The organism is Megasphaera sp. DISK 18 (genome assembly GCF_001682955.1).
GTDB classification, from domain to species: domain Bacteria; phylum Bacillota; class Negativicutes; order Veillonellales; family Megasphaeraceae; genus Megasphaera; species Megasphaera massiliensis.
The window spans coordinates 71,453-94,553 of the sequence record NZ_LUGJ01000001.1 but is presented as its reverse complement, the minus strand read 5'-3'; the positions used below and the strand labels follow the sequence as shown (position 1 = coordinate 94,553).

At 49.9% G+C, this 23,101-nt stretch carries 23 protein-coding genes; 20 read left to right on the top strand and 3 right to left on the bottom strand.

From position 1 onward, the window contains the following. Positions 1-11 precede the first annotated feature (11 nt). From lysS to A0U42_RS00425, 4 genes are all read left to right on the top strand, one after another. Positions 12-1,523, top strand: coding sequence for a lysine--tRNA ligase (gene lysS / locus A0U42_RS00440; protein ID WP_044504577.1), 1,512 nt, complete (start codon positions 12-14; stop codon positions 1,521-1,523). 90 nt (positions 1,524-1,613) lie between these two features. After that, positions 1,614-3,002 (top strand): hypothetical protein, encoded by a 1,389-nt coding sequence (locus A0U42_RS00435; protein WP_065359447.1) that lies wholly within the window; start codon positions 1,614-1,616, stop codon positions 3,000-3,002. Positions 3,003-3,123: 121 nt separating this feature from the next. Continuing rightward, complete coding sequence (gene brxF, locus A0U42_RS00430; RefSeq protein WP_044504575.1) at positions 3,124-3,591, top strand: BREX-3 system P-loop-containing protein BrxF; 468 nt, start codon at positions 3,124-3,126, stop codon at positions 3,589-3,591. A gap of 191 nt (positions 3,592-3,782) precedes the next feature. Continuing rightward, on the top strand, positions 3,783-4,610 hold the full coding sequence (locus A0U42_RS00425) for an undecaprenyl-diphosphate phosphatase (protein WP_065359446.1): 828 nt from the start codon (positions 3,783-3,785) through the stop codon (positions 4,608-4,610). A gap of 77 nt (positions 4,611-4,687) precedes the next feature. Here A0U42_RS00425 and A0U42_RS00420 read toward each other — a convergent pair whose 3' ends face one another. Further along, entirely contained in the window at positions 4,688-5,149 is a 462-nt protein-coding gene (locus tag A0U42_RS00420) for a hypothetical protein (protein WP_065359445.1), read from the bottom strand. Between the two features lie 117 nt (positions 5,150-5,266). Between A0U42_RS00420 and A0U42_RS00415 the strand changes: the two genes are divergently transcribed. From A0U42_RS00415 to A0U42_RS00385, 7 genes are all read left to right on the top strand, one after another. After that, positions 5,267-5,824: a DUF805 domain-containing protein gene (locus tag A0U42_RS00415; RefSeq protein ID WP_044504572.1), complete on the top strand. Its 558-nt coding sequence runs from the start codon at positions 5,267-5,269 to the stop codon at positions 5,822-5,824. A gap of 150 nt (positions 5,825-5,974) precedes the next feature. Further along, a complete protein-coding gene (locus A0U42_RS00410; protein WP_065359444.1) occupies positions 5,975-6,814 on the top strand; it encodes an energy-coupling factor transporter ATPase in 840 nt (279 codons plus the stop codon). Beyond that, positions 6,799-7,671, top strand: coding sequence for an energy-coupling factor transporter ATPase (locus A0U42_RS00405; protein ID WP_065359443.1), 873 nt, complete (start codon positions 6,799-6,801; stop codon positions 7,669-7,671). Before A0U42_RS00410 ends, A0U42_RS00405 begins: the two co-directional genes overlap by 16 nt. Beyond that, positions 7,661-8,458 (top strand): energy-coupling factor transporter transmembrane protein EcfT, encoded by a 798-nt coding sequence (locus tag A0U42_RS00400; RefSeq protein ID WP_065359442.1) that lies wholly within the window; start codon positions 7,661-7,663, stop codon positions 8,456-8,458. Before A0U42_RS00405 ends, A0U42_RS00400 begins: the two co-directional genes overlap by 11 nt. Beyond that, positions 8,458-9,240 carry a tRNA pseudouridine(38-40) synthase TruA gene (truA, locus tag A0U42_RS00395; RefSeq protein WP_065359441.1) on the top strand — a complete coding sequence of 261 codons (783 nt, stop codon included), beginning with the start codon at positions 8,458-8,460 and terminating at the stop codon, positions 9,238-9,240. Before A0U42_RS00400 ends, truA begins: the two co-directional genes overlap by 1 nt. Before the next feature lie 113 nt (positions 9,241-9,353). After that, positions 9,354-10,418: an anthranilate phosphoribosyltransferase gene (gene trpD, locus A0U42_RS00390; protein WP_044504564.1), complete on the top strand. Its 1,065-nt coding sequence runs from the start codon at positions 9,354-9,356 to the stop codon at positions 10,416-10,418. A gap of 45 nt (positions 10,419-10,463) precedes the next feature. Further along, a complete protein-coding gene (locus A0U42_RS00385; RefSeq protein ID WP_065359440.1) occupies positions 10,464-11,171 on the top strand; it encodes a TVP38/TMEM64 family protein in 708 nt (235 codons plus the stop codon). Positions 11,172-11,302: 131 nt separating this feature from the next. Here the strand turns inward: A0U42_RS00385 and A0U42_RS00380 are convergent, their stop codons facing one another. Beyond that, entirely contained in the window at positions 11,303-11,851 is a 549-nt protein-coding gene (locus A0U42_RS00380) for a ferritin family protein (RefSeq protein WP_044504562.1), read from the bottom strand. Between the two features lie 288 nt (positions 11,852-12,139). Between A0U42_RS00380 and A0U42_RS00375 the strand changes: the two genes are divergently transcribed. The 9 genes from A0U42_RS00375 (at position 12,140) to phoU (ending at position 21,704) form a co-directional block, all read left to right on the top strand. Continuing rightward, entirely contained in the window at positions 12,140-13,303 is a 1,164-nt protein-coding gene (locus tag A0U42_RS00375; protein WP_065359439.1) for a hypothetical protein, read from the top strand. Then, positions 13,296-14,798, top strand: a complete 1,503-nt coding sequence (locus A0U42_RS00370) for a hypothetical protein (RefSeq protein ID WP_044504560.1) — start codon at positions 13,296-13,298, stop codon at positions 14,796-14,798. The genes A0U42_RS00375 and A0U42_RS00370 overlap by 8 nt, the downstream gene beginning before the upstream one ends. A gap of 153 nt (positions 14,799-14,951) precedes the next feature. Next, the gene (locus A0U42_RS00365) at positions 14,952-15,635 is read left to right on the top strand and encodes a response regulator transcription factor (RefSeq protein WP_044504559.1); all 684 of its coding nucleotides are present in this window, start codon (positions 14,952-14,954) and stop codon (positions 15,633-15,635) included. After that, positions 15,632-17,332 (top strand): cell wall metabolism sensor histidine kinase WalK, encoded by a 1,701-nt coding sequence (locus tag A0U42_RS00360; RefSeq protein WP_044504558.1) that lies wholly within the window; start codon positions 15,632-15,634, stop codon positions 17,330-17,332. The genes A0U42_RS00365 and A0U42_RS00360 overlap by 4 nt, the downstream gene beginning before the upstream one ends. 143 nt (positions 17,333-17,475) lie before the next feature. Then, on the top strand, positions 17,476-18,357 hold the full coding sequence (locus tag A0U42_RS00355; RefSeq protein WP_044504557.1) for a phosphate ABC transporter substrate-binding protein: 882 nt from the start codon (positions 17,476-17,478) through the stop codon (positions 18,355-18,357). A gap of 18 nt (positions 18,358-18,375) precedes the next feature. Further along, positions 18,376-19,299 (top strand): phosphate ABC transporter permease subunit PstC, encoded by a 924-nt coding sequence (gene pstC / locus A0U42_RS00350; protein ID WP_044504555.1) that lies wholly within the window; start codon positions 18,376-18,378, stop codon positions 19,297-19,299. Between the two features lies 1 nt (position 19,300). After that, complete coding sequence (gene pstA, locus A0U42_RS00345) at positions 19,301-20,179, top strand: phosphate ABC transporter permease PstA (RefSeq protein ID WP_065359438.1); 879 nt, start codon at positions 19,301-19,303, stop codon at positions 20,177-20,179. Next, on the top strand, positions 20,179-21,036 hold the full coding sequence (gene pstB, locus A0U42_RS00340; protein ID WP_044504553.1) for a phosphate ABC transporter ATP-binding protein PstB: 858 nt from the start codon (positions 20,179-20,181) through the stop codon (positions 21,034-21,036). Before pstA ends, pstB begins: the two co-directional genes overlap by 1 nt. Before the next feature lie 17 nt (positions 21,037-21,053). Beyond that, positions 21,054-21,704, top strand: coding sequence for a phosphate signaling complex protein PhoU (phoU, locus tag A0U42_RS00335; protein WP_065359437.1), 651 nt, complete (start codon positions 21,054-21,056; stop codon positions 21,702-21,704). 431 nt (positions 21,705-22,135) lie between these two features. On the opposite strand, the gene A0U42_RS00330 is transcribed toward phoU, so the two are convergent. After that, complete coding sequence (locus A0U42_RS00330) at positions 22,136-23,092, bottom strand: YitT family protein (RefSeq protein ID WP_044504536.1); 957 nt, start codon at positions 23,090-23,092, stop codon at positions 22,136-22,138. Positions 23,093-23,101: the final 9 nt, after the last annotated feature.

Genomic DNA, 23,101 nt, shown 5'->3' with positions numbered 1-23,101 from the left:
GAGGAATATTCATGTCGGATACGAAAGAAAAAGAAATGCCCATGATGGAAGAAGAAAAATTAAATGACCAGATGCAGGTTCGCCGTGAAAAGATGCAGGAATTCATCGATGCCGGCGTCTATCCCTTCGGTCAGAAATATAATTGGGACCACCATGCCCAGGAAGTAAAGGACCAGGCAGAAGCCTTAGAAAAAAATGAAACCGTCGTCAGTGTCGCCGGCCGCCTGATGGCCATTCGCCGTCACGGTAAGACCGCCTTCTGCGTCCTTCGTGATTTGAGCGGTGAAATCCAGCTCTACTTCCGTAAAGACGTCCTTGGAGAAGAATCGTACAACTTATTTAAACTCCTCGATCTCGGTGATATCGTCGGTGTCGGCGGTACGGTATTCGTTACCCATACCGGTGAAACGACGATCCGCGTTGAATCGTGGCAGCTCCTCTCGAAATCGCTCCGTCCGCTGCCGGAAAAATTCCATGGCCTTACGGATAAGGAAACACGCTATCGTCAGCGCTATCTCGACCTCATCGTCAATCCGGAAGTTACAGATACCTTCGTCAAGCGTTCGAAAATCATCAAGGGCATCCGCAAGTACCTCGATGACCGCAACTTCCTCGAAGTTGAAACGCCGATGCTCCATACCATTGCCGGCGGTGCCGCAGCCCGTCCGTTTAAGACGCATCACAACGCCCTCGATATGGATATCTTCCTGCGCATTGCGCCGGAACTCCACCTCAAACGCCTCCTCGTCGGCGGCTTGGAACGGGTTTTTGAAATGAACCGCTGCTTCCGCAATGAAGGCATCGATACCCGTCATAATCCGGAATTTACGACGGTAGAACTATACCAGGCTTACGGCGATTTGGAAGATGTCATCAACATTACCGAAGACATGGTCTCGAAATTGGCCGACATGCTTTACGGTACGATGAAGTTGACCTATATCGATAAAGAAATTGACTTGACTCCGCCTTGGGACCGTATGACCATGATCGAAGCCGTCAAGAAATTCAGCGGTGCCGATTTTGAAAACGTTACCGACGTCGAAGTCGCCCGCAAAATGGCCGATGAACATCATGTCGAATACGGTAAGTATGATGGTGTCGGCAAGATCATCAATGCTTTCTTTGAAGCTTTTGTTGAAGAAAACCTCATTCAGCCGACGATTATTACCGGCCATCCCTTGGAAATCTCGCCGCTTACCAAACAGGACCAGGATAACCCGCTTCTTACCTATCGTTTTGAAGCCTTTATCTACGGCCGCGAACTGGCGAACGGCTTCTCGGAATTGAACGACCCTATCGACCAGCGCAACCGCTTCATCGAACAGATGAAGGAACGCGAACACGGTGATGACGAAGCCCATCAGATGGATGAAGATTACTGCCGCGCTTTGGAATACGGCTTGCCGCCGACAGGGGGCCTTGGCATCGGCATCGACCGCTTAGTCATGTTCTTGACCAACAGCCCGTCTATCCGCGACGTACTGCTCTTCCCCTTGAGCCGTCCGGAACAGCATAAATAATTTTTGCACCCTTTGCCCATGTCAATGGCAAGAAAAGGGCTGTCGTAGGACAGCCCTTTTTTATCACAACCCATAAAAAGGAGGAACGCTATGAAACGTACCGCATTAGCTGCATTGGTCTGCTCTGCTTTTCTAGCTTGGAATTCGGCAGCCGGTGCTGTGTCGACAGAGAACTGGGAAAGCTCTCTGAAAAATGCGCCGACATCCCTTGCAGCAGCGATTGGGGAAGAACTTCTTCTTGATGATGCTGACGACGCCGATAAAACGGCATCGCCTGAAACGCCGTCGAAGTCAGCCGAACATAAAGAGTCCGCCCAAAAAGACGTATCTCATCAAAAGCCGGCAAAATCCGATAAGACCCGGCCGTCTTCTACCATAAAAGAGAAAACGGCAGCGGATAAAGCCGATGCCGGCGAGGCTAATAAAGATGATGCCAAAGACGGTAAAAAAGCCGGTTATCACAACGCTGCACCAGCCAGTGTCCACGCTTTGACGTCAGACGATCAGCGCGTCTTCGATTCGCTGGATACGTTGAAGATTGCCCCCTTAGAAGCCGGTGACTTTTACATTGGCAGCATCCACAGCGGTGACAGTCCGATGAAGGTGAAGCGGATTTTCGGCAATCCCAGTAAATACTCGACCAGCATGCACTACACGTCGATGCAGTATACGGGAAAAGATCTTAAGCTGCGCTTTGTCATTCGCAATAAATTGGCCGACAGCCTGCGCTCCAGCGGCGACTCGCGAAAAAGCGTCCGTCCCGGTGTCGAGTCTGCCTTTTTGACGACGGGGACCAATATCCTCATCGGCCGTGACATGCGTTTGAAGTATCCCATTGAAGTGCTTTTGCGCCAATTCGGGATTCCCGATTCCGTGTTGCGCGATACTGATGCCAACGTCTATTACGTGACCTATGAAAGCCCCAAAAAGGATGCCATGTACGTCTTTGCTGTCGGCAATCGACGCGTTGAACGAGTGGCCCTCATGCCGGTTCGTCCGCCTTATATTACCGGTGAGCCGTCGAAGGATCCGATGAAGTTGACCGAGAAGGACTTCACCCTCATGGGTTTTGGTCTCAACCAACCGTTTGAAGCCAATAAGTACAATATGTGGAACAAACTGGTCAAGCGCAACAACAGCAGCTTTTGGCTCTACGGTGACTATGGTGTCGAAGTAGACCGGCGCAATATGGTACAGAAGGTATTCCTTCTGACCAACAATGGCTATACCAGCCGCGGTGCGACCCTGGGCTATCACGTATCGACCATCCTGGCGCTATACGGCCGTCCGGACCGCGTCGAATGGGGCCCGGATAAGGAAAAATCCGTCGACGCCTATTATTATGACAGCCCTTACCAAAAAGGCGTATCCCTGGTCATCATCATGCGCCACAATGAGCCTTATGTCGACGATGTCATCCTGACGTCGACGCCGATTAAGAATATCCAAGACCCGATGGAGCGTTACGGATTGAAGTAGGGATGCGTACCGTTTTGGCATATGTGTCAATAAAATAGTAAAAATGCTTTACTTATATGATGAAAGTTCGGTATAATAAAATAAATAAATTAAATATCTTAAGAAAACGAAGGTGATTTTCATGGTTACAGATGCAGATGTTTTAAAACGATGGAAGTACATTGCCCAGGACGATGAAAAACTGTTAATTATTATTGGCAGTCCCGGTTCGGGTAAGAGCCAGCTCATCCGTGAACTGACGTATCAAGACGGTTGGAAAATTTGTGAAGCCCGTGAACTCTTTGATGACGAATTTTTGGAAATACCTCGTGCCGACCGTCCGGATAAAGCCATTACCCTTGTCTCCGCAGCGATTCATCGTCTCAATGCCCGTGTTGTTATGATTGATAACGTTGAATTTATGTTTGCGCCTATTTTGAATCTCGATCCTGTAGCAATGCTGAAGAAACTGAGCCGCGAATGCCCGATCATCGTCAGCTGGCGCGGCAGTCTGGAAGGCAATACCCTGTATTTCGAACACAATGGTGATCCCAAGTACGCCAAGTTTGTCATCGACAATCCCAATCACGTCATTTCTCTTGACGACTAAGATGATCCTGCAATTTAAAAAATAGTTACCTTTTCGCAATCGTTTTTTCATAAATCCCATGTAGAATAAAGGCTGTCTAAAAGGCTGTTTGCCTTCGCGGACAGCCTTTTTTTTTGTCAGCTAGTGTGGTATACTCTTTTAGTATTGTAAGGCTTTTGGTAGGACGATTAAAGCGAAAAGGAGATAAAACAATGAGTGATTCTATTATTGCCATTATCTTGGGGATTGTTGAAGGCTTCACCGAGTATTTGCCTGTATCTTCAACGGGACATATGATCCTTGTCGGGGATATGTTAGGCTTTACCGGTCCCCGGGCCAGCGTGTTTGAGATTTTTATCCAGTTAGGTGCCATTCTGTCGGTGGTCATTATTTATAAAGAAAAATTTACCCGTATGCTCCATCAGTACCGATGCTGGAACCTCCTGCAGCCGAAAAACTGGTTCCGCAATGATACGGGCCTGACTTTGGCTCATATCGCTGCCGGCATCATCCCCGTCATGGGCATCGGATATCTGGCTCATCATGCCATCAAGACCTATCTCTTCTCGACCGGAACGGTTATCATCGGCCTCATTATCGGCGGTCTGTTCATGCTGATGGCTGAAAAACACGGTACGAAAACGGTCTGTGACGATGTTGAAAAGATGACCGTGGCTCAAGCCTTTTTAACGGGGATATTCCAAATTTTGGCCTTATGGCCCGGCTTCTCCCGGTCCGGATCGACCATCGCCGGCGGTCTGTTCTTAGGCCTCAGTCGTAAGGCAGCAGCCGACTTTTCCTTCATTATTGCTGTACCGGTCATGATCGTGGCCTGTTTCTACGACCTCTTGAAGAGCCTGAGCGATCTTAACAGCAATGATTTGATCATGATTGTCATCGGCTTTATTACGGCCTTTATCGTAGCTTACGTATCGGTCTTGTGGTTCCTTAAATTCATGAATAAGTCGACCTTGGCCTCCTTTGCTTACTATCGGTTTATCGTTGCCGCTATTTCTTTCATTTATTTCTTTATCTTTTAACCAAAAAGACTGCCTCCTGTGGAACTCTATCTTTACCGATAAAGTTTCCCGGGGGCAGTCTTTTTTTGATGGCGTTTTTAGGAGCCGCTGCTCGATAACTGTTCGAACTCGGCAATGAGTTGGTTTAAGACGGCGGTGACGTTGTCGTCATCGATGTCGGCATGAAAGGCTTCCATCATATTGGGGAAGAAAATATAGAGTCCCTGCATGTAAATATAGTAGTAATATTGCAGATCGTCATGACTCATGATGGTTGCCGATAAGGCGTCATTGACGGCAAAGTTCAGGTCATAAAAATCGAGGATTTCATTTTTGAAGCGGTCTAAATCGAGCTCTCCCCGAGCGTAATCGTCCATGAGGTGTCCGCCCATCTCACTGAGGGCATCGGTGACATCGGCGAGATTGTCCGGGACGGTAAGTCCTTCGTCCTCCATGATGTGCGTCAAGGTGTGGAGCGATGTAATCAGGGATTCGCAGAAAAAATTGAAGGTCAGGGCTCCTTCTGAGCCTTTCAGATTCGTAAAAACAGTAGATTCCATGGAAGCCTCCTTGAGGGTAATTTTTTTCATTATACCATATTTTAGCAGAAATGAATTGAATCATGCCCCTTAATATAGTACGATAGTAGGGAGAATCCCATGTAGGAGGTAGTTTTGGTGGCTCAAAAAAACAAAAAGATTCAACTCAAGAAACGTTCCCGCCAGTCGGCCCGGATTCATCGCGGCTTTGCCATGCCTGTCGGTCCCGGCAGTGAAAACAGTTTGGTCAGCTTTCGCGACTTTGCCGACCTGAAGGCTAAATATTTCCGTTTTACCGGCCGCATTCAGCGCCGCCCTTTTTTGGCGCGGACTTTGATTTTGATGGTGGCCCAATTTATGTTTTCCCTTATCCTTTACAGCAAAATCATTGAATCCATTTTAATTGGTCATGAAGATTATGCCATTATTTTCGGACTCATCTTTTTGGTATTGACGGTTCCCACGGTGTGGGCCCATATATCCCTCGGTACTCGGCGCTTCCACGACCTCAATAAACCGGGGGCCTTGTTTGCTGTTCCGTATATGGCCTATTTGGCAAGTTATATACTGCCGGTCCTTGCTTTGGATACGGCAGCTTTGGCGGCACAGTCGATCATGGCCGTTTGCTACTTAGGGCTGGCGACGGTAAAGGGGACTGACGGTGACAATGCCTATGGTCCCGAACGGGCGCGGTAATAATCTGTATGATCCCTTGTTTATAAGCTGATTTGAAAAGGCCGTGCGTCATGAGGCGCGGCCTTTTTGCGTGTATCTATGGACAGGGACTGCTATTGACTGTATAATATTCAAGAATATAGCCTTTTTTCTTACGTGAGGAGACGTAGTATGACAATACCTATGATAAAGACAGACCGCCTGTGCCATACCTATGAAGATGAGGACGGCAAGGTCGTCTATGCTTTAAAGGACATTTCGCTGACCGTCGATAAGGGTGAGTTCGTCGCCATTATCGGTACCAACGGCTCAGGTAAGTCGACCCTTGCCAAGCACTTTAACGTCCTGCTGACGCCGACGTCAGGCACGTGTGAAGTCTGTGGGATGCGGACTGACGAGGCTGAGAATATATGGAAGATACGCCAGCACGTCGGCATGGTTTTCCAAAATCCGGACAACCAAATCGTAGCGGCTGTCGTCGAAGAAGATGTAGCCTTCGGGCCGGAAAACCTGGGCATTCCGTCCGACGAGATAAAGTCCCGTGTCAGCGATGCCTTAAAAAGGGTCAATATGACGATTTATGCCAAACACGGCCCGCACCTCTTGAGCGGCGGCCAAAAACAGCGCATTGCCATTGCCGGCATCCTCGCGATGCAGTGTGACTGTATCGTCCTCGATGAGCCGACGGCTATGCTCGATCCCGTAGGCCGTAGGGAAGTCATGGATACCCTCCATCAGTTGAACCGTGAAGGTATTACGGTCATCATCATTACACACTTTATGGAAGAAGCCGTCCAAGCGGAACGGGTCGTCGTCATCGACAAGGCGGAAGTCAAGATGGATGGCGCGCCGCGGGACGTCTTTTCAAAGGTCAAGGAACTGAAAGATATGGGCCTTGATGTGCCTGTTGCCGCTGAACTTGCGGAACGGCTGCGCCAAAAAGGGATACCCCTTCCGGCATCGATTATAACGGAAAAGGAATTGGGAGACGCATTATGTCAATTAAGTTAACGAACGTGACCCATACATATGGCTTGGGAACGCCTTTTGAAAAGACGGCCCTCAGCGATACGAATGTAGAGATTCATGAAGGTGAATTCATCGGTATCATCGGCCATACCGGATCGGGCAAGTCGACGCTGGTTCAAATTTTAAACGGCCTCATAAAGCCCACGAACGGTTCCGTAACCGTCGACGGTACCAATATCGGGAAGAATACGAAAGAAGCCCTGGCGGTACGTCATAAAGTGGGCATGGTCTTCCAGTATCCCGAATATCAGCTCTTTGAAGAAACGATTGCTCGCGACATCGCCTTCGGGCCCCGCAATTTCGGCCTTAGCGAGACAGAAGTGGAGGACCGGGTCAAGGAAGCCATGGATTTTGTCGGCCTTGACTATGATACCTATGCCAATCGCTCGCCTTTTCGGTTAAGCGGCGGTCAGATGCGGCGTGTTGCCATTGCCGGCGTCATCGCCATTCATCCGGCTTACCTTATCCTCGATGAACCGTCTGCCGGTCTGGATCCTGTCGGGCGGCGGGAAATATTTTCTGAAATCCAGCGCTGGCATAAGGAAAAGGGCGTTACCGTCATCTTGGTGTCCCATAATATGGAAGATATCTCCCAGATGGCCAGCCGCCTTTTGGTCCTCTCTCAAGGAAGCATCGTCCTTGACGGCGACCCCTTGTCGATTTTTGCCGAGCACGGTGATGAACTGCAAAAGGCCGGCGTAGCCGTTCCGCCGGTGAACGGTGTGCTTCAATATCTGAAAGGCCGGGGCCTTGCCGTTGACGACCGGGTACGGACGGTAGAACAAGGCGCCGCGGCTATTTATGACTGCCTGAAGGGAGGGACGGGTCATGCTCACTGATATTACACTGGGTCAGTATTTCCCGGGGACGTCTTTCCTGCACCGACTCGATCCGCGGGTAAAAATAATCGCCGTTATGATTTTCATCGTCGCCATCTTTTTGGCCAATTCCTTGGAGTCCTACGGTATTGTCACAGCCTTTGTGGCCTTGAATTTTGCCATTTCCCGGCTTCCGGTACGGTTTATTTTTAAATCCTTAAAGCCTTTGTGGGTCATCATTATCTTTACCATGGCCGTCCACGTCTTTGCGACGCCCGGCGAAGTCCTTTGGGAGTACAGTGTACTGCACATTACCAAAGAAGGGCTGTATCAGGGCGCTTTGATGACGGCCCGTTTAGTCTTCCTCATCGTCTTTTCATCCCTGTTGACGTATACGACGTCGCCCATCGTATTGACCGATGGCATCGAACATCTCTTGAATCCCTTTAAGCGAATCGGTGTGCCGGCGCATGAACTGGCTATGATGATGACCATTGCTCTGCGCTTTATTCCGACCCTGTTGGAAGAAACGGACCGCATCATGAAATCCCAGACGGCGAGAGGGGCTAACTTTACCAGCGGCAGCCTCATTCAGCGCGGCAAGAGCATGATTCCTCTCTTGGTACCTCTCTTTGTCAGTGCCTTTCGGCGGGCCGATGACCTGGCGACAGCCATGGAAGCCCGTTGCTATCGCGGCGGCGAAGGGCGGACGCGGATGAATGAATTGTCCTGCACCTATCGGGATGCCATTGCCATGGCGGCCGTGCTTATCGTAACGGCCCTCTTGGCGGCCATGCGGTGGCTGTAATGGCGAAGAAGAATATTTGTCTCGTCGTTGCCTATGACGGTACGGATTTCCATGGCTTTCAGCGCCAGACCAATGCCGCTTCGATCCAGGCCTGTATCGAACAGGGCCTGTCGGCTATCTTCCGGTCGCCGATTACGATTTACGGGGCGGCTCGGACCGATGCCGGCGTCCATGCCCGCGGTCAGGTTGTCAATTTTTACGGGGAAGGTTCGATTCCGACCGAAAAGATTCCCTATGCGATGAAAGGCTATTTGCCGCCGGAAATTGCCGTCCTCTCGGCGAAGGAAATGCCGGAACACTTCAGTGTCCGTCATGACAACGTCGGCAAGCATTATCGTTATACCATCGACAACAATCGGATGCACGATCCCTTTGGCCTGCGCTACGCCTGGTTCATTCGCAAGCCTCTCGACCGGGAGGCCATGAAGGAAGGGGCAGCGGTCCTTTTGGGCACCCATGATTTTTCGGCCTTTGAAGGGCAGAATACGACGCCCATGAATCCGGTAAAGACCCTCTATTCCATCACCTTTCACGAGCGGGGACATCTCCTCGATATCGATGTCGTCGGCGACGGTTTTTTATATCATATGGTGCGCAACATTGCCGGCGGTCTCGTCGATTTGGGACTCCATCGAATTACGCCGGTGCGGTTTCGGGAAATCTTGGAAAGCGGCGACCGGACACAGCTCGGTGCCACGGCGCCGGCTCAGGGACTTTGCTTAGAAACGGTCTTTTATGATGAACAGGAACTGACTTTGCGTATCAAATCGCTGGAAAATTAATCATTTATGGCTGTTTTGCGGTATTTCTTGCCAATAAAAAACAAAATAACAAAATAATATGGTATAATAAATGCAAATAAAACAATCCCGTTTTTTTGCCGGAGGTGAGGAACATGCTGACGAGTTTATTAGCTGCTATCACTAAGGGACAGGATCTTAGCGATAGAGAAACTTCTTTTGTGATGGAACAAATCATGGAAGGCGCCATGTCAGATATTCAGTTGGCGGCATTCTTGGCTGCCCTGACGACGAAGGGAGCCTCTCAGCGGGAAGTGATCGCCCTCGCCAGGACGATGCGGGAATACAGCATGAATGTACCTTGCAGCGACGATGTATTCGACATCGTCGGCACTGGCGGCGGCCGTATGAAGACCTTCAATATTTCAACGACGGCCGCTTTTGTCATTGCTGCCGGCGGTGTTCGCGTCGCAAAACACGGCAATCGGGCGAAGACGTCGCGCAGCGGGTCGGCGGATCTCCTCGAGGCTTTGGGTGCTAATATCTTCCTCAGTCCCGAAAGCTGTCTTTCTATGCTGAAAGATCTGGGCCTTTGCTACTTTTATACGCGGTACTATTACTATATGATGAAGCGCATCGATGTCGTTCGTGAACAGATGGGAATCGGAACGGTCTTTGACGTCCTTCGTCCTTTGACCAATCCGGCTCATGCCGCTTATGAAATCCTCGGCGTCAGCGAAGCTCATTTAGTCGAGCCCATGGCGCACGTCTTAGCGGCTCTCGGCGTCCGTCACGGCATGGTCGTCTACGGTAAGGACGGCAGTGATGAAATCTCGGCTGCGGCACCGACGACGATTTGTGAATTTACACCGGGCTCTTTCTCCACTTATGAAGTGCGGCCCGAAGACTTTACCTTGCCAGTGGCCTCGCGCCAGGATTTGGAAGGTGGGGTTCCGAAAACGAATGCCCTCATTACCAGGCGTATTTTTGATGGGGAAAAGAGCGGTGCCCGGACGGCCGTTCTCCTCAATGCCGGTGCCGGTCTTTATATCGGCGGGCAAGCGCAGGATTTTGCCTCCGGTGTCCGTAAAGCGGCCCGACTCATCGACAGCGGTTCGGCCCGTCAGAAATTGGACGACTTCATCGTCATGAGCCATCGCCTGGGCGAGGCTGAAAAAATGGAAATCATAGCAGACAGAGACCCTGAAGATATGGTATAATGAAGGGTAATGAAAATTTGATTATTACGTGAGGATCGCATTTCTATGAATGATAAATATTTAGGCTGGCTCCTTCATATCGGTGGGGGCTTATTAGTCATTTTAATGTTGCTGTCGATTCAACTCATGGCGCCTGATTTCTACTCGACCATGTACCGTTTGACGGTCAGCGGTGATTTGGATGGCTTGGCGGACTATATTGATTCCTTCGGATTTTATGCCGTCGGGCTCAGTATTTTCCTGATTGCCTTTGTCAATGCCATCGGCCTGCCGTCGATTCCCTTCCTGACGGTAAACGGCATCATCTTCGGCCTCATTCCGGGGATCCTCATCTCCTGGGTCGGCGAAGTCATCGGGATTGAAATCAGTTTCCGCCTGACGAGGACCCTGCTCCGCAAACAGGCACAGAAGGTTATTTCGCGGAGTAAGATGCTCGAGAAACTCGACTCGTACAGCTGTATCAAGACGGTCATGATGGGGCGGGCCATTCCGTATGCACCGAATGTCGTCGTTACGGCTTTCAGCGCCCTCAGCCATATCTCTTACCGGGACCACTTCATTGCTAACGTTTTGGGGAAGTTCCCGGCCGTCTTAGTCGAAGTGTGGCTCGGTCATGATTTGCTCCGCATTCAGGAACATTGGGGCCGCCTTATCGTCCTGGTCGCTATCGTCGCCTTTATTTACGGCATTATCTGGTGGCGGAAGCGATACATCAAAAAAAAGCGCCCTTATTGCAGTAAAGAACAGTCCTAAAAAGCGTTGTCTCTCAAAGACAGCGCTTTTTTTCGATGACCAGGCGTTTACCTTCCTTTTTCGGAAGTGGGAACGGCATAAAAAAAGAACTGCCGCGCAGCGACAGTTCTTTAGAATCCGGTTGAATCGGATTATTTTGCGAAATAACGAGCCAAGAGGCCATCGAAGACACGGCCGTGACGAGCTTCGTCTTTTGCCATTTCGTGGACCGTATCGTGGATAGCGTCGAGGTTGAGCTGTTTTGCAAGGGTTGCCAATTCTTTTTTACCAGCGCAGGCACCCTGTTCAGCAGCTGCACGCAGTTCGAGGTTTTTCTTCGTATCCGGGGTAACGACTTCACCGAGGAGTTCAGCAAATTTAGCAGCGTGTTCAGCTTCTTCAAAAGCGATGCGTTTGTAAGCTTCAGCAACTTCCGGATAGCCCTGGCGGTCCGCAACGCGGCTCATAGCGAGGTACATGCCGACTTCGCTGCATTCGCCGGTAAAGTTGAGATGGAGACCTTCGATAATGCGTTCGTCAACGCCTTCAGCGACACCTACGCGATGTTCGTCTGCATATTCTTTAACGCCGGCAACGAGTTCTGTGAATTTCGATTTCGGAGCACCGCACTGAGGACACTTTTCCGGAGCTTCCGTACCTTCATAAACAAAACCGCAGATGCTGCATACAAATTTTTTCATCATTCATTCCTCCTGAATTGCTTTATGGTTGTATATTCATGTAATCGTAACAAATAGAACGTATTTGTTACGGAATTATTATAACAAAGGGACCGGGCAAAATCAAGGATAATTTGTAAATAATTTTAATTGATAAGCGTTATTGATTAAATAATGAAAGCTAAGGGACAGAGAAAAAGCCTTTTATTGCATTTTATACATCAGTCTTATATAATAAGGATAGTATCCATAAAACAGAGAACGATGCCGTTCGTATATAGATGTAAATTTTGACGTGGAGGTACGCCTATGTGGAATAAAAAAGTTTCTTGCCTGTTAGCCGTGCTGGCCCTGTGCGGTACCATGGCTGCCGGTGCAGCAGATTATACGGTTTTGGAAAAGGCCGATAAAGTAGAAACGACAATTTATGGGACGACTCAGACGGGTTCCTTGAATGAACGGATTGCGTCGGTCGATAAACTGCTCAACGGAAAGTCAACTGTTTCCGGCAGTTTACAGGACAAAGCCAATTCGTTATATAAAGATGTATACGGTAACTCCGGGGCGGATTTATCTCTGCTCACGGCGGTCAATCTCCTGCAGTGGCAGTACTCCGGTCAGATTACGGCGGAACCGATTTTAGTCCGCGTCGAATCGATGGAACAGGATATCGACGGCAAGGTCATGACCGGTTCCTTGGAAGGGCGAGTCATGGCTCTTCGGCGGGCACTCTTGGGCAATACGAAATATATTTCTCAGCGAGTCATCATCCCGGCCAATATGGTAGTTACCATGACCAATCTTGATGAACTCAACTCAAAGACGATTCAAGAAGGCGATGTCGTACGCTTTACCGTTGCCGATGACGTCCTTGTCGGCGATGTCATTGCCATTCCCCGCGGCATGGAAGTAAACGGGACGGTTACCAAAGCCCGTAAATCAGGACGCTTTGGCAAAGACGGCAAAATCGAAATCATGTACGACCACGTTCGCGCAGCGGACGGTTCGCCCGTGGCCCTCATGGTCGGCGACAAGACGAAGGATCAATACAAACGGACGGCCGGTGCCGTCGGTGCTTCGGCTGCCGGTGCCGTCATCTTAGGCCCTGTCGGCTTAGTCGGAGGTCTCTTTGTCCACGGCAATGAAGTCGATATTCCGGCCGGCACGACGATGTATGCCGAAACGAAGGAAAATACAGAAGTCGTCGGTTTTAAGGAAAACGGTATCATGGACGATATGGAAACAGCCGATATGGCGGCCAGCGGCGTAACCGTTCCGTCATTTAATCCCGTCAGTGACAGCGATGTTGATGACAGTGCAGAGGCCGAACATGACGGAGACAGCAGCGAAGGTGATTTGCAGGCCGGCCTCAAAGCAGGGACGGTCACGCCTGTCGATTTAGAAAATACCGGCCACGATGATGAAACAGTCGTCCAGATTCAATCGAATACAGCAGGTGACGCGAATGAATAAAACATGGACAGCGGCAATGGTCGCTGCCTTGCTGCCGCTGACTTTTTCTATCAGGGCAGCCGATACGGATCAACTTTATACCGATAAGACCATGGCCGTTCCGGTGACGGAAAAGACGATTATTCCCGTCGATTTAGATAAGGCTGCGACGGCTCAGGATGTCGTCTTGCCTCAGCAGCCGGTCCATATGACAGCCGATAACCTTTTAGTCCGCAATTCCGATGGGTATGTGAAAAGCCGGGGCAATGTCGATATTCAGCAGGGGATGGAAGAAGTCCATGCCAATTATGTCGAAGGAAATACCAATACCGGCATTTATCATACGACAGGTCCCGTCGTCTATGTCAACGAGACCAATGCCTTGACGGGCAAAGATGTTACCTATAACAGTAAGACCAGCAGCATGAACATGGATAACATTGAAGGCTTTATCGGCCCGACGACGTATATTCGCGGCACCGATGCCGAAATGTACGACAACATCGGCTATGTAAAGCACGGCCTCATTACGACGCCTCATGCCGTCGCCAAGACGCCGGACTATTACATTACCGGTGACGATATCCGCATTTATCCCGGCGAAAAGTTTACGTCTGAAAATACGGCACTATGGTTTAAGCACGTCCGCCTGTTTACGTATGGCCACTACGAAGGCCGTCTCGATAATCGACAGAATACGCGGCCTTATCTCTTTACCTTGCTGCCCCGTCCGACCTATAACAGCGATGACGGATTTGGCGTCCGAGGCTATGCCAATATACCCCTCAATGAGTCCGGGGATTTGAGCTTCTATGCCAGCTATGCCTTAGGCAGCAAGATTGGATTCAAACCGGCAGCGCGTATTCAAAAGAACACAAAGTACGGTACTTTCCGCTTTGGCTACAGTAAAGAAGAAAGTACCGATAACGACGATAATATCTGGGCTACGAAGTGGCCGGAACTCGAGTACTTTGCGCCTCGCATCAATCTCGGCTCGACGGGGATATACATCGACTCCAGAGCCAGCTGGGGCCGCTGGGCCGAAGACGGCGTCAAGACCGGCACTCACAAGGGGTTCCGGACGGAAATCACTCACGTTCCCATTCACTTGTGGACCAAGGCAAACCTCAGGTTCTTTGCCGGCTACCGTAAGGACTTGTACTCGACTAAAGATGCCCAGCGCCGCGATCCTTATTCAGGGGTCATCCTGAACCAAGGCATCAACGATCGTCTGTGGACCAGTTTCTGGTACAAGAAGCATAATGTCAGCGGCTACACGCCGTATCGCTTCGATACCCTGGACAAGCCGCGACAGAAAGGTTTTTCCGTCGGATATGTCCTGACCCCGCGGGATACGGTCATCTTCTCCTTGGCTCAGAATCTCGATAACAATGATATTGCAACCCGAAATTATACGTGGGTCCGCGACCTCCACTCTTTTATCGCCATCATTACCTACAAGCAGGTTGAAAAAGAGTGGCAAGTTAAGGTACAGGCTAAGGACTTTGACTTGTAAGATATGGAAGTAAAAAGTTATAGAGGGGGACTGTCCGATGAAGGCAGTCCCTTTATTTGTAGTTTTACGGTAATTTTACAGCCGATTTTCTCGCGATTAGGTTATAATAAGTATAAAATAGCCTTATTGTTTTTATGAAAGGAATGTGTTCCTATGCCTTTGATTTACTGTGTGGAAGATGATGAAAATATCCGTGAACTCGTCGGTTATGCCCTGCGCAGTCAGGATTTTGAGGTAGAGACCTTTGCCGACAGCCGGGAATTTTGGCCGGCTCTTGAAAATCGGATGCCGGCCTTGTTGCTGCTCGATATCATGATGCCCGGTGAAAGCGGCAATGACATCCTCGACAAACTGCATAAATCGCCGCAGTATAAGTCTCTGCCGGTCATTATGCTGACGGCTAAGACCAGCGAATATGATATCGTCAAAGGCCTTGACGGCGGTGCCGACGACTACGTCTGCAAACCCTTTGGAATCGTCGAGCTCATTTCCCGTATCCGCGCCGTCCTGCGCCGGTCGACACGACAGAGTACGGAAACCAACGTCTATACTTATGGCTTGGTGACCCTCGATCAGGAAAAACATACCGTTTCCGTCGACGGAAAGCCCTGTCATCTGACCGTCAAGGAGTTTGAACTTCTCAGATACCTTTTGGTCAATACGGACATCGTTTTGAAACGAGAACAGATCATGGAAGCCGTTTGGGGCTTTACCTATGAAGGGGAAAGCCGGACCATCGACATGCATATCAAGAGCCTGCGGCAGAAACTCGGGGACGGCGGCAAGATCATCCATACCGTTCGCGGCGTAGGCTATGTCATCGGAGGCGGCCTATGAAGCGTAAGGTCTACGCCAGCCTGCTGGTCATGGGGCTGGCCTGCATGGCCGTCACGCTGCTCATATCGACTTGGTTTTTTTGGAACTCTACGCAACGCCAAATCCAGCAGGAATTGGAAATGACGATGAATGTCGTGGAAACGACGATTGAAGAAGGCAATGATACGACGCTGTACCTGCAAAAAATGGGCTTTCATAATAATGACGGCCTGCGCATTACCTGGATCAGTACGTATGGTGTCGTCCTCTTTGAATCAGATTATGATAAGGGCGTCATGGAGAATCATTTAGAACGTCCTGAGGTAAGAGCCGCTATCGCCAATGGGGAAGGCATGGCCGTCCGTGATTCGCAGACCGTTTCCAAGGCCTTGTACTACTATGCCAAGCGATTGCCTGACGGAACGATTTTACGGGTCAGTCTCGAGCGGGATACTTTTTATGCTCACTTCTTGAACCTCCTTCCTTGGACGCTGCTTCTCTTAGGTCTGTCGGCCTTGGCCTGTGTCAGGGCGTCGCGTATTCTGACAGCCAGTCTTCTCAGTCCTTTGCGGCAGACGGCACTTTTTATTCGCCAAATCAATGATGTCAACGTTAAGATGACGGAACCTCCGTCGGTCGATCATGAGCTGCAGCCTTTGGTCGATAAGATCTTCTTCCAAAGTCAGACCATTACCGACAACTTGCGAAGTTTGGAGCAGCAGCGGAACATGATGCGCCTTATCATGGAAAACCTTCAGGAAGGCGTCATCCTGACCGACAAATCTTACGGCATTGCCGGCCTCAATCTGAGGGCTGCTCACTTTTTAGGCGCCGATCATACCCAGGCGCTGCTGCAGCGCAACTTAAAGGAACTCATGCCCGACGCGCCGTGGAGCCACTTGCAGCATTTAGAAGGGGTCTGCGAAGAAAAATTGATCCGAGCGGACCGCCGCTATCTCTTGACGATTCAGCCGGTCTATAAAGATGATGATTTTTATGGGATGCTGTTTATCGTCGACGACGTGACGGAACAAGAACGGCGGGAACAGCTGCGGCGGGAATTTACGTCCAATGTATCCCATGAATTAAAGACACCTCTCACGTCGATCAGCGGCTTTGCCGAAGTGCTGTCGACGGGAATCTGTACTAATAAGGACGATATCGTCCATTTTGGTACCCTCATTCGCAAAGAAGCCCTGCGCCTCTTGCAGATGATTGAAGAAATCATGCACCTGGCCCGCATCGAAGATGGTAAACGCCAGATAAAGATGGAAGACGTAGACCTTCGCGAACTTATTCAAGAAATCGTCGAATTTATGGAACCGGTCCTCATGGAGAAAAAGGTAACCATCCATTGTACGATGGATGATACGACAATCCTCGGCGACCGCGGCCTGTGCCGGGAACTCATTATGAACCTCCTCGACAATGCCGTGAAGTACAACCGCCCGGGTGGTCACGTTTACGTTACCGTCCGCCATGACGGTCACCGTGCCGTTTTGATCGTTCGCGACACGGGAATCGGCATTCCGGAAGATAAGCAGAAGCGAGTCTTCGAACGCTTTTACCGTGCTGACTCCAGTCGCTCTCAGAAAATCAAGGGTACCGGCCTGGGACTTGCTATCGTCAAACACATTGTCGAACAGCATCACGGTACGATTGCCCTTACCAGTAAAGAAAACGAAGGAACTGAAATCACCATTACCTTCCAGGCCTGATCAGGCCTGGCGGGGAGTGGTGATTTTTTTACAATATTTTACAATACATACATCCAAACCTTACATCCTGTTGATAGGATAAGACTGTATTCAGAATCAGGAATATCTTTCAGATTCTTTTATTTAAAGGAGAGGATTTCGTTATGAAGTTGAAAAAATTAGTTCTCATCGCTTTGGCAGCCACTATGGCTATTGGCGTCGCTGGTTGCGGAAGTCAGCAGCAGAGTAGTGATTCGTCCAAACAAGCGAGCGTTTCCGGAAGTATTACTGGCTCTGGTTCTTCGGCCTTGCTGCCTTTAGTTAAAGACGCAGCTGAAAAATTCAAGGCAACGAACAAAGACGTCACCATTACCCTCAATGCCGGCGGTTCCGGTACGGGTCTGAAACAGGTTTCTGATGGTTCTGTTGATATGGGGAACTCCGACGTACCGGCCGAAACGAAACTCGATAAAGAAAAAGCCGACAAATTGGAAGACCATAAAGTCGCTGTTATGACCGTTGCTACGATCATCAATAAAGACGTAGGCGTTAAAAACTTGACGCGTCAGCAGCTGCAGGACATCTTCACGGCTAAAGTTACGAACTGGAAAGATGTTGGCGGTCAGGATATGCCGATCGTATTGGTAACGCGTCCGAAGACCTCCGGTACTCGCGCACTCTTCCAGAAATATGCTATCAACGGTGCTGAAGAAGCCGACAACAAATCCCTTGAAACGGATAACTCCGGCATTCTTATTCAGAGCGTTTCCCAGAACCCCGGTGCTATCGGCTATGTCGCATTGCCGTACTTGCTGAACAATGATTCCGTCGGCGTCGTTTCCATCGATGGCGTAGAACCTACTTTGGAAAATACCTACAACGGTAAATACAGCGTATGGGGCTACGAACATATCTACACGAGCAAAGATCCGAAACCGGCTGTTAAAGCTTTCATCGAATACATCACAGGTGCCGAATACGGCAAACGTATCGAAGAACTTGGCTACGGCGTAAGCTCGAAGATGCAGACGAAAGAAGTTCATTAATTTATTGGAGGAACGGGTATGAATGCAATCGAAACGGTGGTCCAAAGGGCCCATCGTAACGAGAAAGCAGCCAAAACGTTCATCACCATTTGCGGCATCGGTATGGCACTGGTGCCGCTTCTCATTGGCGCTTTTCTCTTTGTTAAAGGTACAGATACGTTTTTCACTTTTGGCCACAGCGTAACTGAATTTCTCTTTTCCGGTCAATGGAAACCGAGCGATACGGCCGAAGGCGGCGGTCAAATCGGGGCTGCTATGTTCTTGGCAGGTTCACTGGTTACGTGTCTGTTGGCGTTACTTATTTCCTTGCCCTTCAGCCTGGCCTCGTCAATTTATATGACTGAAATCGCGACGCCCCAGCGGCGCCGCCTGATTCAGCCGGCTATCGAATTATTTACGGGCATTCCTTCTGTTGTTTATGGCTTTGTCGGCATGACCGTGCTCATTCCGGCTTTGCGCCATATATTCCCCATGCCGTTTGGCTTTTCTGTCTTAGCTGCCGGTATCGTCTTGGCCGTCATGATTTTCCCGACGATTACGACGATGTCTGCCGACGCGATGGCGGCTGTTCCCAAATCGTGGCGCGAAGCTTCTTACGGCCTCGGCGCGACTCGCTGGGAAACGATTGCTCACGTCGTACTTCCTGCGGCTAAGAGTGGTATTTTCACCGGCATTATCCTGGGCCTGGCCCGTGCCTTGGGCGAAGCCTTGGCTGTTGCTATGGTTATCGGTCAGATGAAAGTCTTCCCGACGTCCTTGTTCCTGCCGGCCAGCACGCTTACGACGGCAATCTCTGCGGATATGGGGGGCGCGATGGAAGGCGGCGAATACAATGCCGCATTGTGGACGATGGCCTTGCTCTTGTTCCTGTTGTCGTTCCTGTTCATTTTTATTATCCACCAGATCAATGCCGCTTCCGAATTAAAAGGAGGACGGAGTTAATATGACAAGTATTGAAACCAAAAAAAGTAAAGATAAAATGATGACCGCACTTTTTACGTGCGGCGCAGCCTTTGCTGTCGTATTGCTGATTGCCTTCGTTCTGTACGTCGTCGTCAGCGGCATAAGCGGCATGACACCGCAACTCTTATCCTTTACCGGTGCCGGCTTAGGAAACATGTTCTTTAATACGATCTATTTAGTCGTATTAGCCTTGGTTGCCAGTGCGATTATCGGTATTCCGGCAGGTATCTTCCTGGCTGAATACGCGAAAAAAGGACGCATTACCCATTGGGTCCGCATGGCTGTTGAAACCTTGGCATCCTTGCCGTCTATCGTCGTCGGCTTGTTCGGTTACTTGGTCTTCATCGTCATGACCGGTTCCCAGTGGAACCTCATGGCCGGTGCTTTGGCCGTATCCATTCTGACCTTGCCCTTGGTTACGTCGGTTACAGAAGATGCTCTGCGCAACTTACCGTCCAGTTACCGCAACGGCAGTTTGGGCCTCGGCGCCTCCCATTGGCAGACCATTTGGCACGTTCTCTTGCCGGCCTGCTTCCCCCGTATCATGACCGGCCTTATCATGGCTGCCGGCCGTGGTTTTGGTGAAGCTGCTGCTTTGATGTTCACCGCCGGTATGTCGACGGATATTGACTGGACTAACTGGGATATTACGACCAAGTCGAGTCCTCTTAACCCCTTCCGTCCCGGCGAAACCTTGGCCCTGCACATCTGGGCTCTGCGTACGGAAGCCCTTCATCCTGATGCAGCGCAGCAGGCTGCGGCATCTTCTGCAATCCTGATGATCATGGTCTTGGTCTTCAGCTTACTGGCACGCTATTTAAGCTATCGAATCGATAAGAAAATGGGAGGAAACAACTAATGTCAGAAATTACTACGACCCTGACGGGTTTTTCGGCAGCTACTATTGAAAAGAAACAGGCTGCTGACGCTGTACAGGACGGCGCACAGAGCACGACCGGTGCAGCGGAATACACCTTTGATGTCAGCAACATGGATCTCTTCTACGATGAGTACCAGGCATTAAAAGACATCAACATGAAAATCCGTAAAAATGAAATCACGGCTCTCATCGGCCCTTCAGGCTGTGGGAAATCGACCTTCCTCAAAACCTTGAATCGTATGAACGACTGGGTTGAAGGCTGCCGTGTCACCGGCGACATCCGCTTTGAAGGTCAGGATATCTTCAAAGAAGTCGATCCCTTGGCCCTTCGCTACCGTGTCGGCATGGTTTTCCAGCAGCCGACGCCGTTCCCGAAGAGCGTTTATGAAAACATTGCCTACGGTCCCCGAGTCCAGGGCATCAACGATAAGAAGAAACTCGATGAAATCGTTGAAAGAAGCCTGCGCCAGGCTGCCTGCTGGGATGAAATGAAGGACCGTCTTAATAAGAGCGCCCTCGGCTTGTCCGGCGGTCAGCAGCAGCGTCTGTGCATCGCCCGTACCTTGGCGGCAGATCCGTCGGTCATCCTCATGGACGAACCGACTTCGGCTTTGGACCCGATTTCGACGCAGAAAATCGAAGATCTGGCCTTGGAATTAAAAGAAAAATATACCATTGTCATCGTTACCCACAGCATGCAGCAAGCTCGCCGTATTTCTGATAAAACGGCATTCTTCCTCTTAGGGGAACTTATTGAGTACGATAATACACTGGATATGTTCACCAATCCGTCGAATCCCAAGACAGAAGAATATATTACCGGCCGTTTCGGCTAAGAGGAGGAAAGGGACTTATGCTGGAAATTTATGAAAAAGAATTGGCCGAGCTGAAGCAGGATATGATCGGCTTGGGCATGAAAGTAGAACAGGCCGTAGAAAGCACGTGGAAGGCCTTGGAACGCAAAGATGTCGAATTGGCTCAGCGTATCTTCGATGGCGACGATGCCATCGATGAACTGGTCAAATCGTGCATGAAAAAAGACTTGACGATTAGTTTGATGCAAGGTCCCGTGGCGGCTGATTATCGGAGCTTGATGGCGACGCTGAAAATCCTCTCCGACTTAGAACGCATTGCCGATCATTGCGCTGATATCAGCCACTACGTCATCCACTTGAAACAGACTAACCATGACGTACCCTTGCCGGCAGGCGTAAAGGAAATGTACGGTGTCATGTCCTCTATGGTCAGTGACGTCATCGACTTCTACAAAGAACGCGGCACGTCATCCCAAGCAGAATTTATGCGGGATAAAGACGATATCGTCGACCAGGCTTTCAACAACCTGATGCTCGACCTGTCGGCCGAAATGACTAAGCATCCGGAAAATTCCAAAGATTACATCGACTTAGTCTTGGTTATTAAGTACATCGAACGAATGGCTGACCATACAAACAACATTGCTGAATGGCTCATCTATCGCGATACCAACGAAATTCGAATCTAAACTGCGAGTTTTACGAAACATAAAGTCCCATAAGTTATGCTTGGCGTAACTTATGGGACTTTGTTTATACAAAAAAAGGTACTATCCTTGGTTAGACGAAAAGGGTATGAAATAAGGGAATCTTTTTCGAGATGGAGAGGAATCGTCACTAATGAAGGGATACGGTGTCTGGTAAACTCTTGGAATAACATTCTGGAATTTTCGTGCGTTGAAGAGAATTTGAAACGGTGAAGCCATTCAGGAAGCAATCGTTCTGAAAGATGAAGGAGCATGCTGCGACGGCTTGGGGTATAGGGGATGGAGTCTGATATATGACCTCTTAAAGGCCAGCGTGAGAAAAAGGCTGTAAGTCTTTGTTGAGAGGCTTTAAGAGCTATTCAGGACGAAAAAAACGCAGCCCCGAATGGGAGCTGCGTTTTAAGGTCTTGAAATCAATATTCCGGAGGCATATTCTTTTGAGTATGGGGCATGGAGAGTGCATCGCCCGGGTATTGGTGATATTTGACCGGAGAGGAGGTGAAGCCGCGGCCGACGACTTCCGAGGCATCGCTGATGATCATGAAGGCCTGGGGATCGAGTTTGTTGACGATTTCTTTGACCTTGGCTACTTCCGTCAATTTGATGACGGCGTAGATGACTCGCTTGTCCTGCATGGTATAGGCACCCTGGCCGTGGATATAGGTGGCGCCATGACCGATGTAGCGCATGAGGACCTGAGCGATGGGTGTCGAGCGGTTGGAAATGATGAGAACACTTTTTCGCTGTTTCAGGCCGAGGACGACTTTATTGGTAATGAAGGCGGCGATATAGATGGCGACGAAGGTCAGGACGGCTCGTTCCAAGGAGAACATGTAAGCTGCTGCTGACAAGATGACCAGGTTGAGAATCATCGTGACCGTCCCCATTTCCAGGGAATAGTATTTTTTGACGATAGCGCCGATGACGTCGAGGCCGCCGCTGTTGCCGTTATATTTGTAAATGATGCCAAAGCCGATACCCGACAGGATACCGCCGGTAATGGACGAGAGCATGGGATCATCCATGATCTTCCACGTCGATAAGAAGGCCGTGGCGTCGGCTAAAATGGAAAGCATAATGGTGCCGACGATGCTGAGGAGGGTGTACCGCCGTCCCATGAATTTGTAGCAGGCGATCATGATCGGGATGTTGAGGATGAATATCCCGGTCCCGACAGGAAGACCCGTTGCAAAATAAATCATGATCGCTGCGCCGCTGATGCCGCTGCTCAATAAATGGAAGGGGATGAAGAAAGCATTCATCCCGACGACGACGACCAGGCTGCCGACGAAGGAAGCAATGTAAGGAACCGCTAATTCCCAAAGAGTCTGGGCTGGTAACAAATTTTGTGCCGGTAATAAGTTTTTCATAATTTTTCC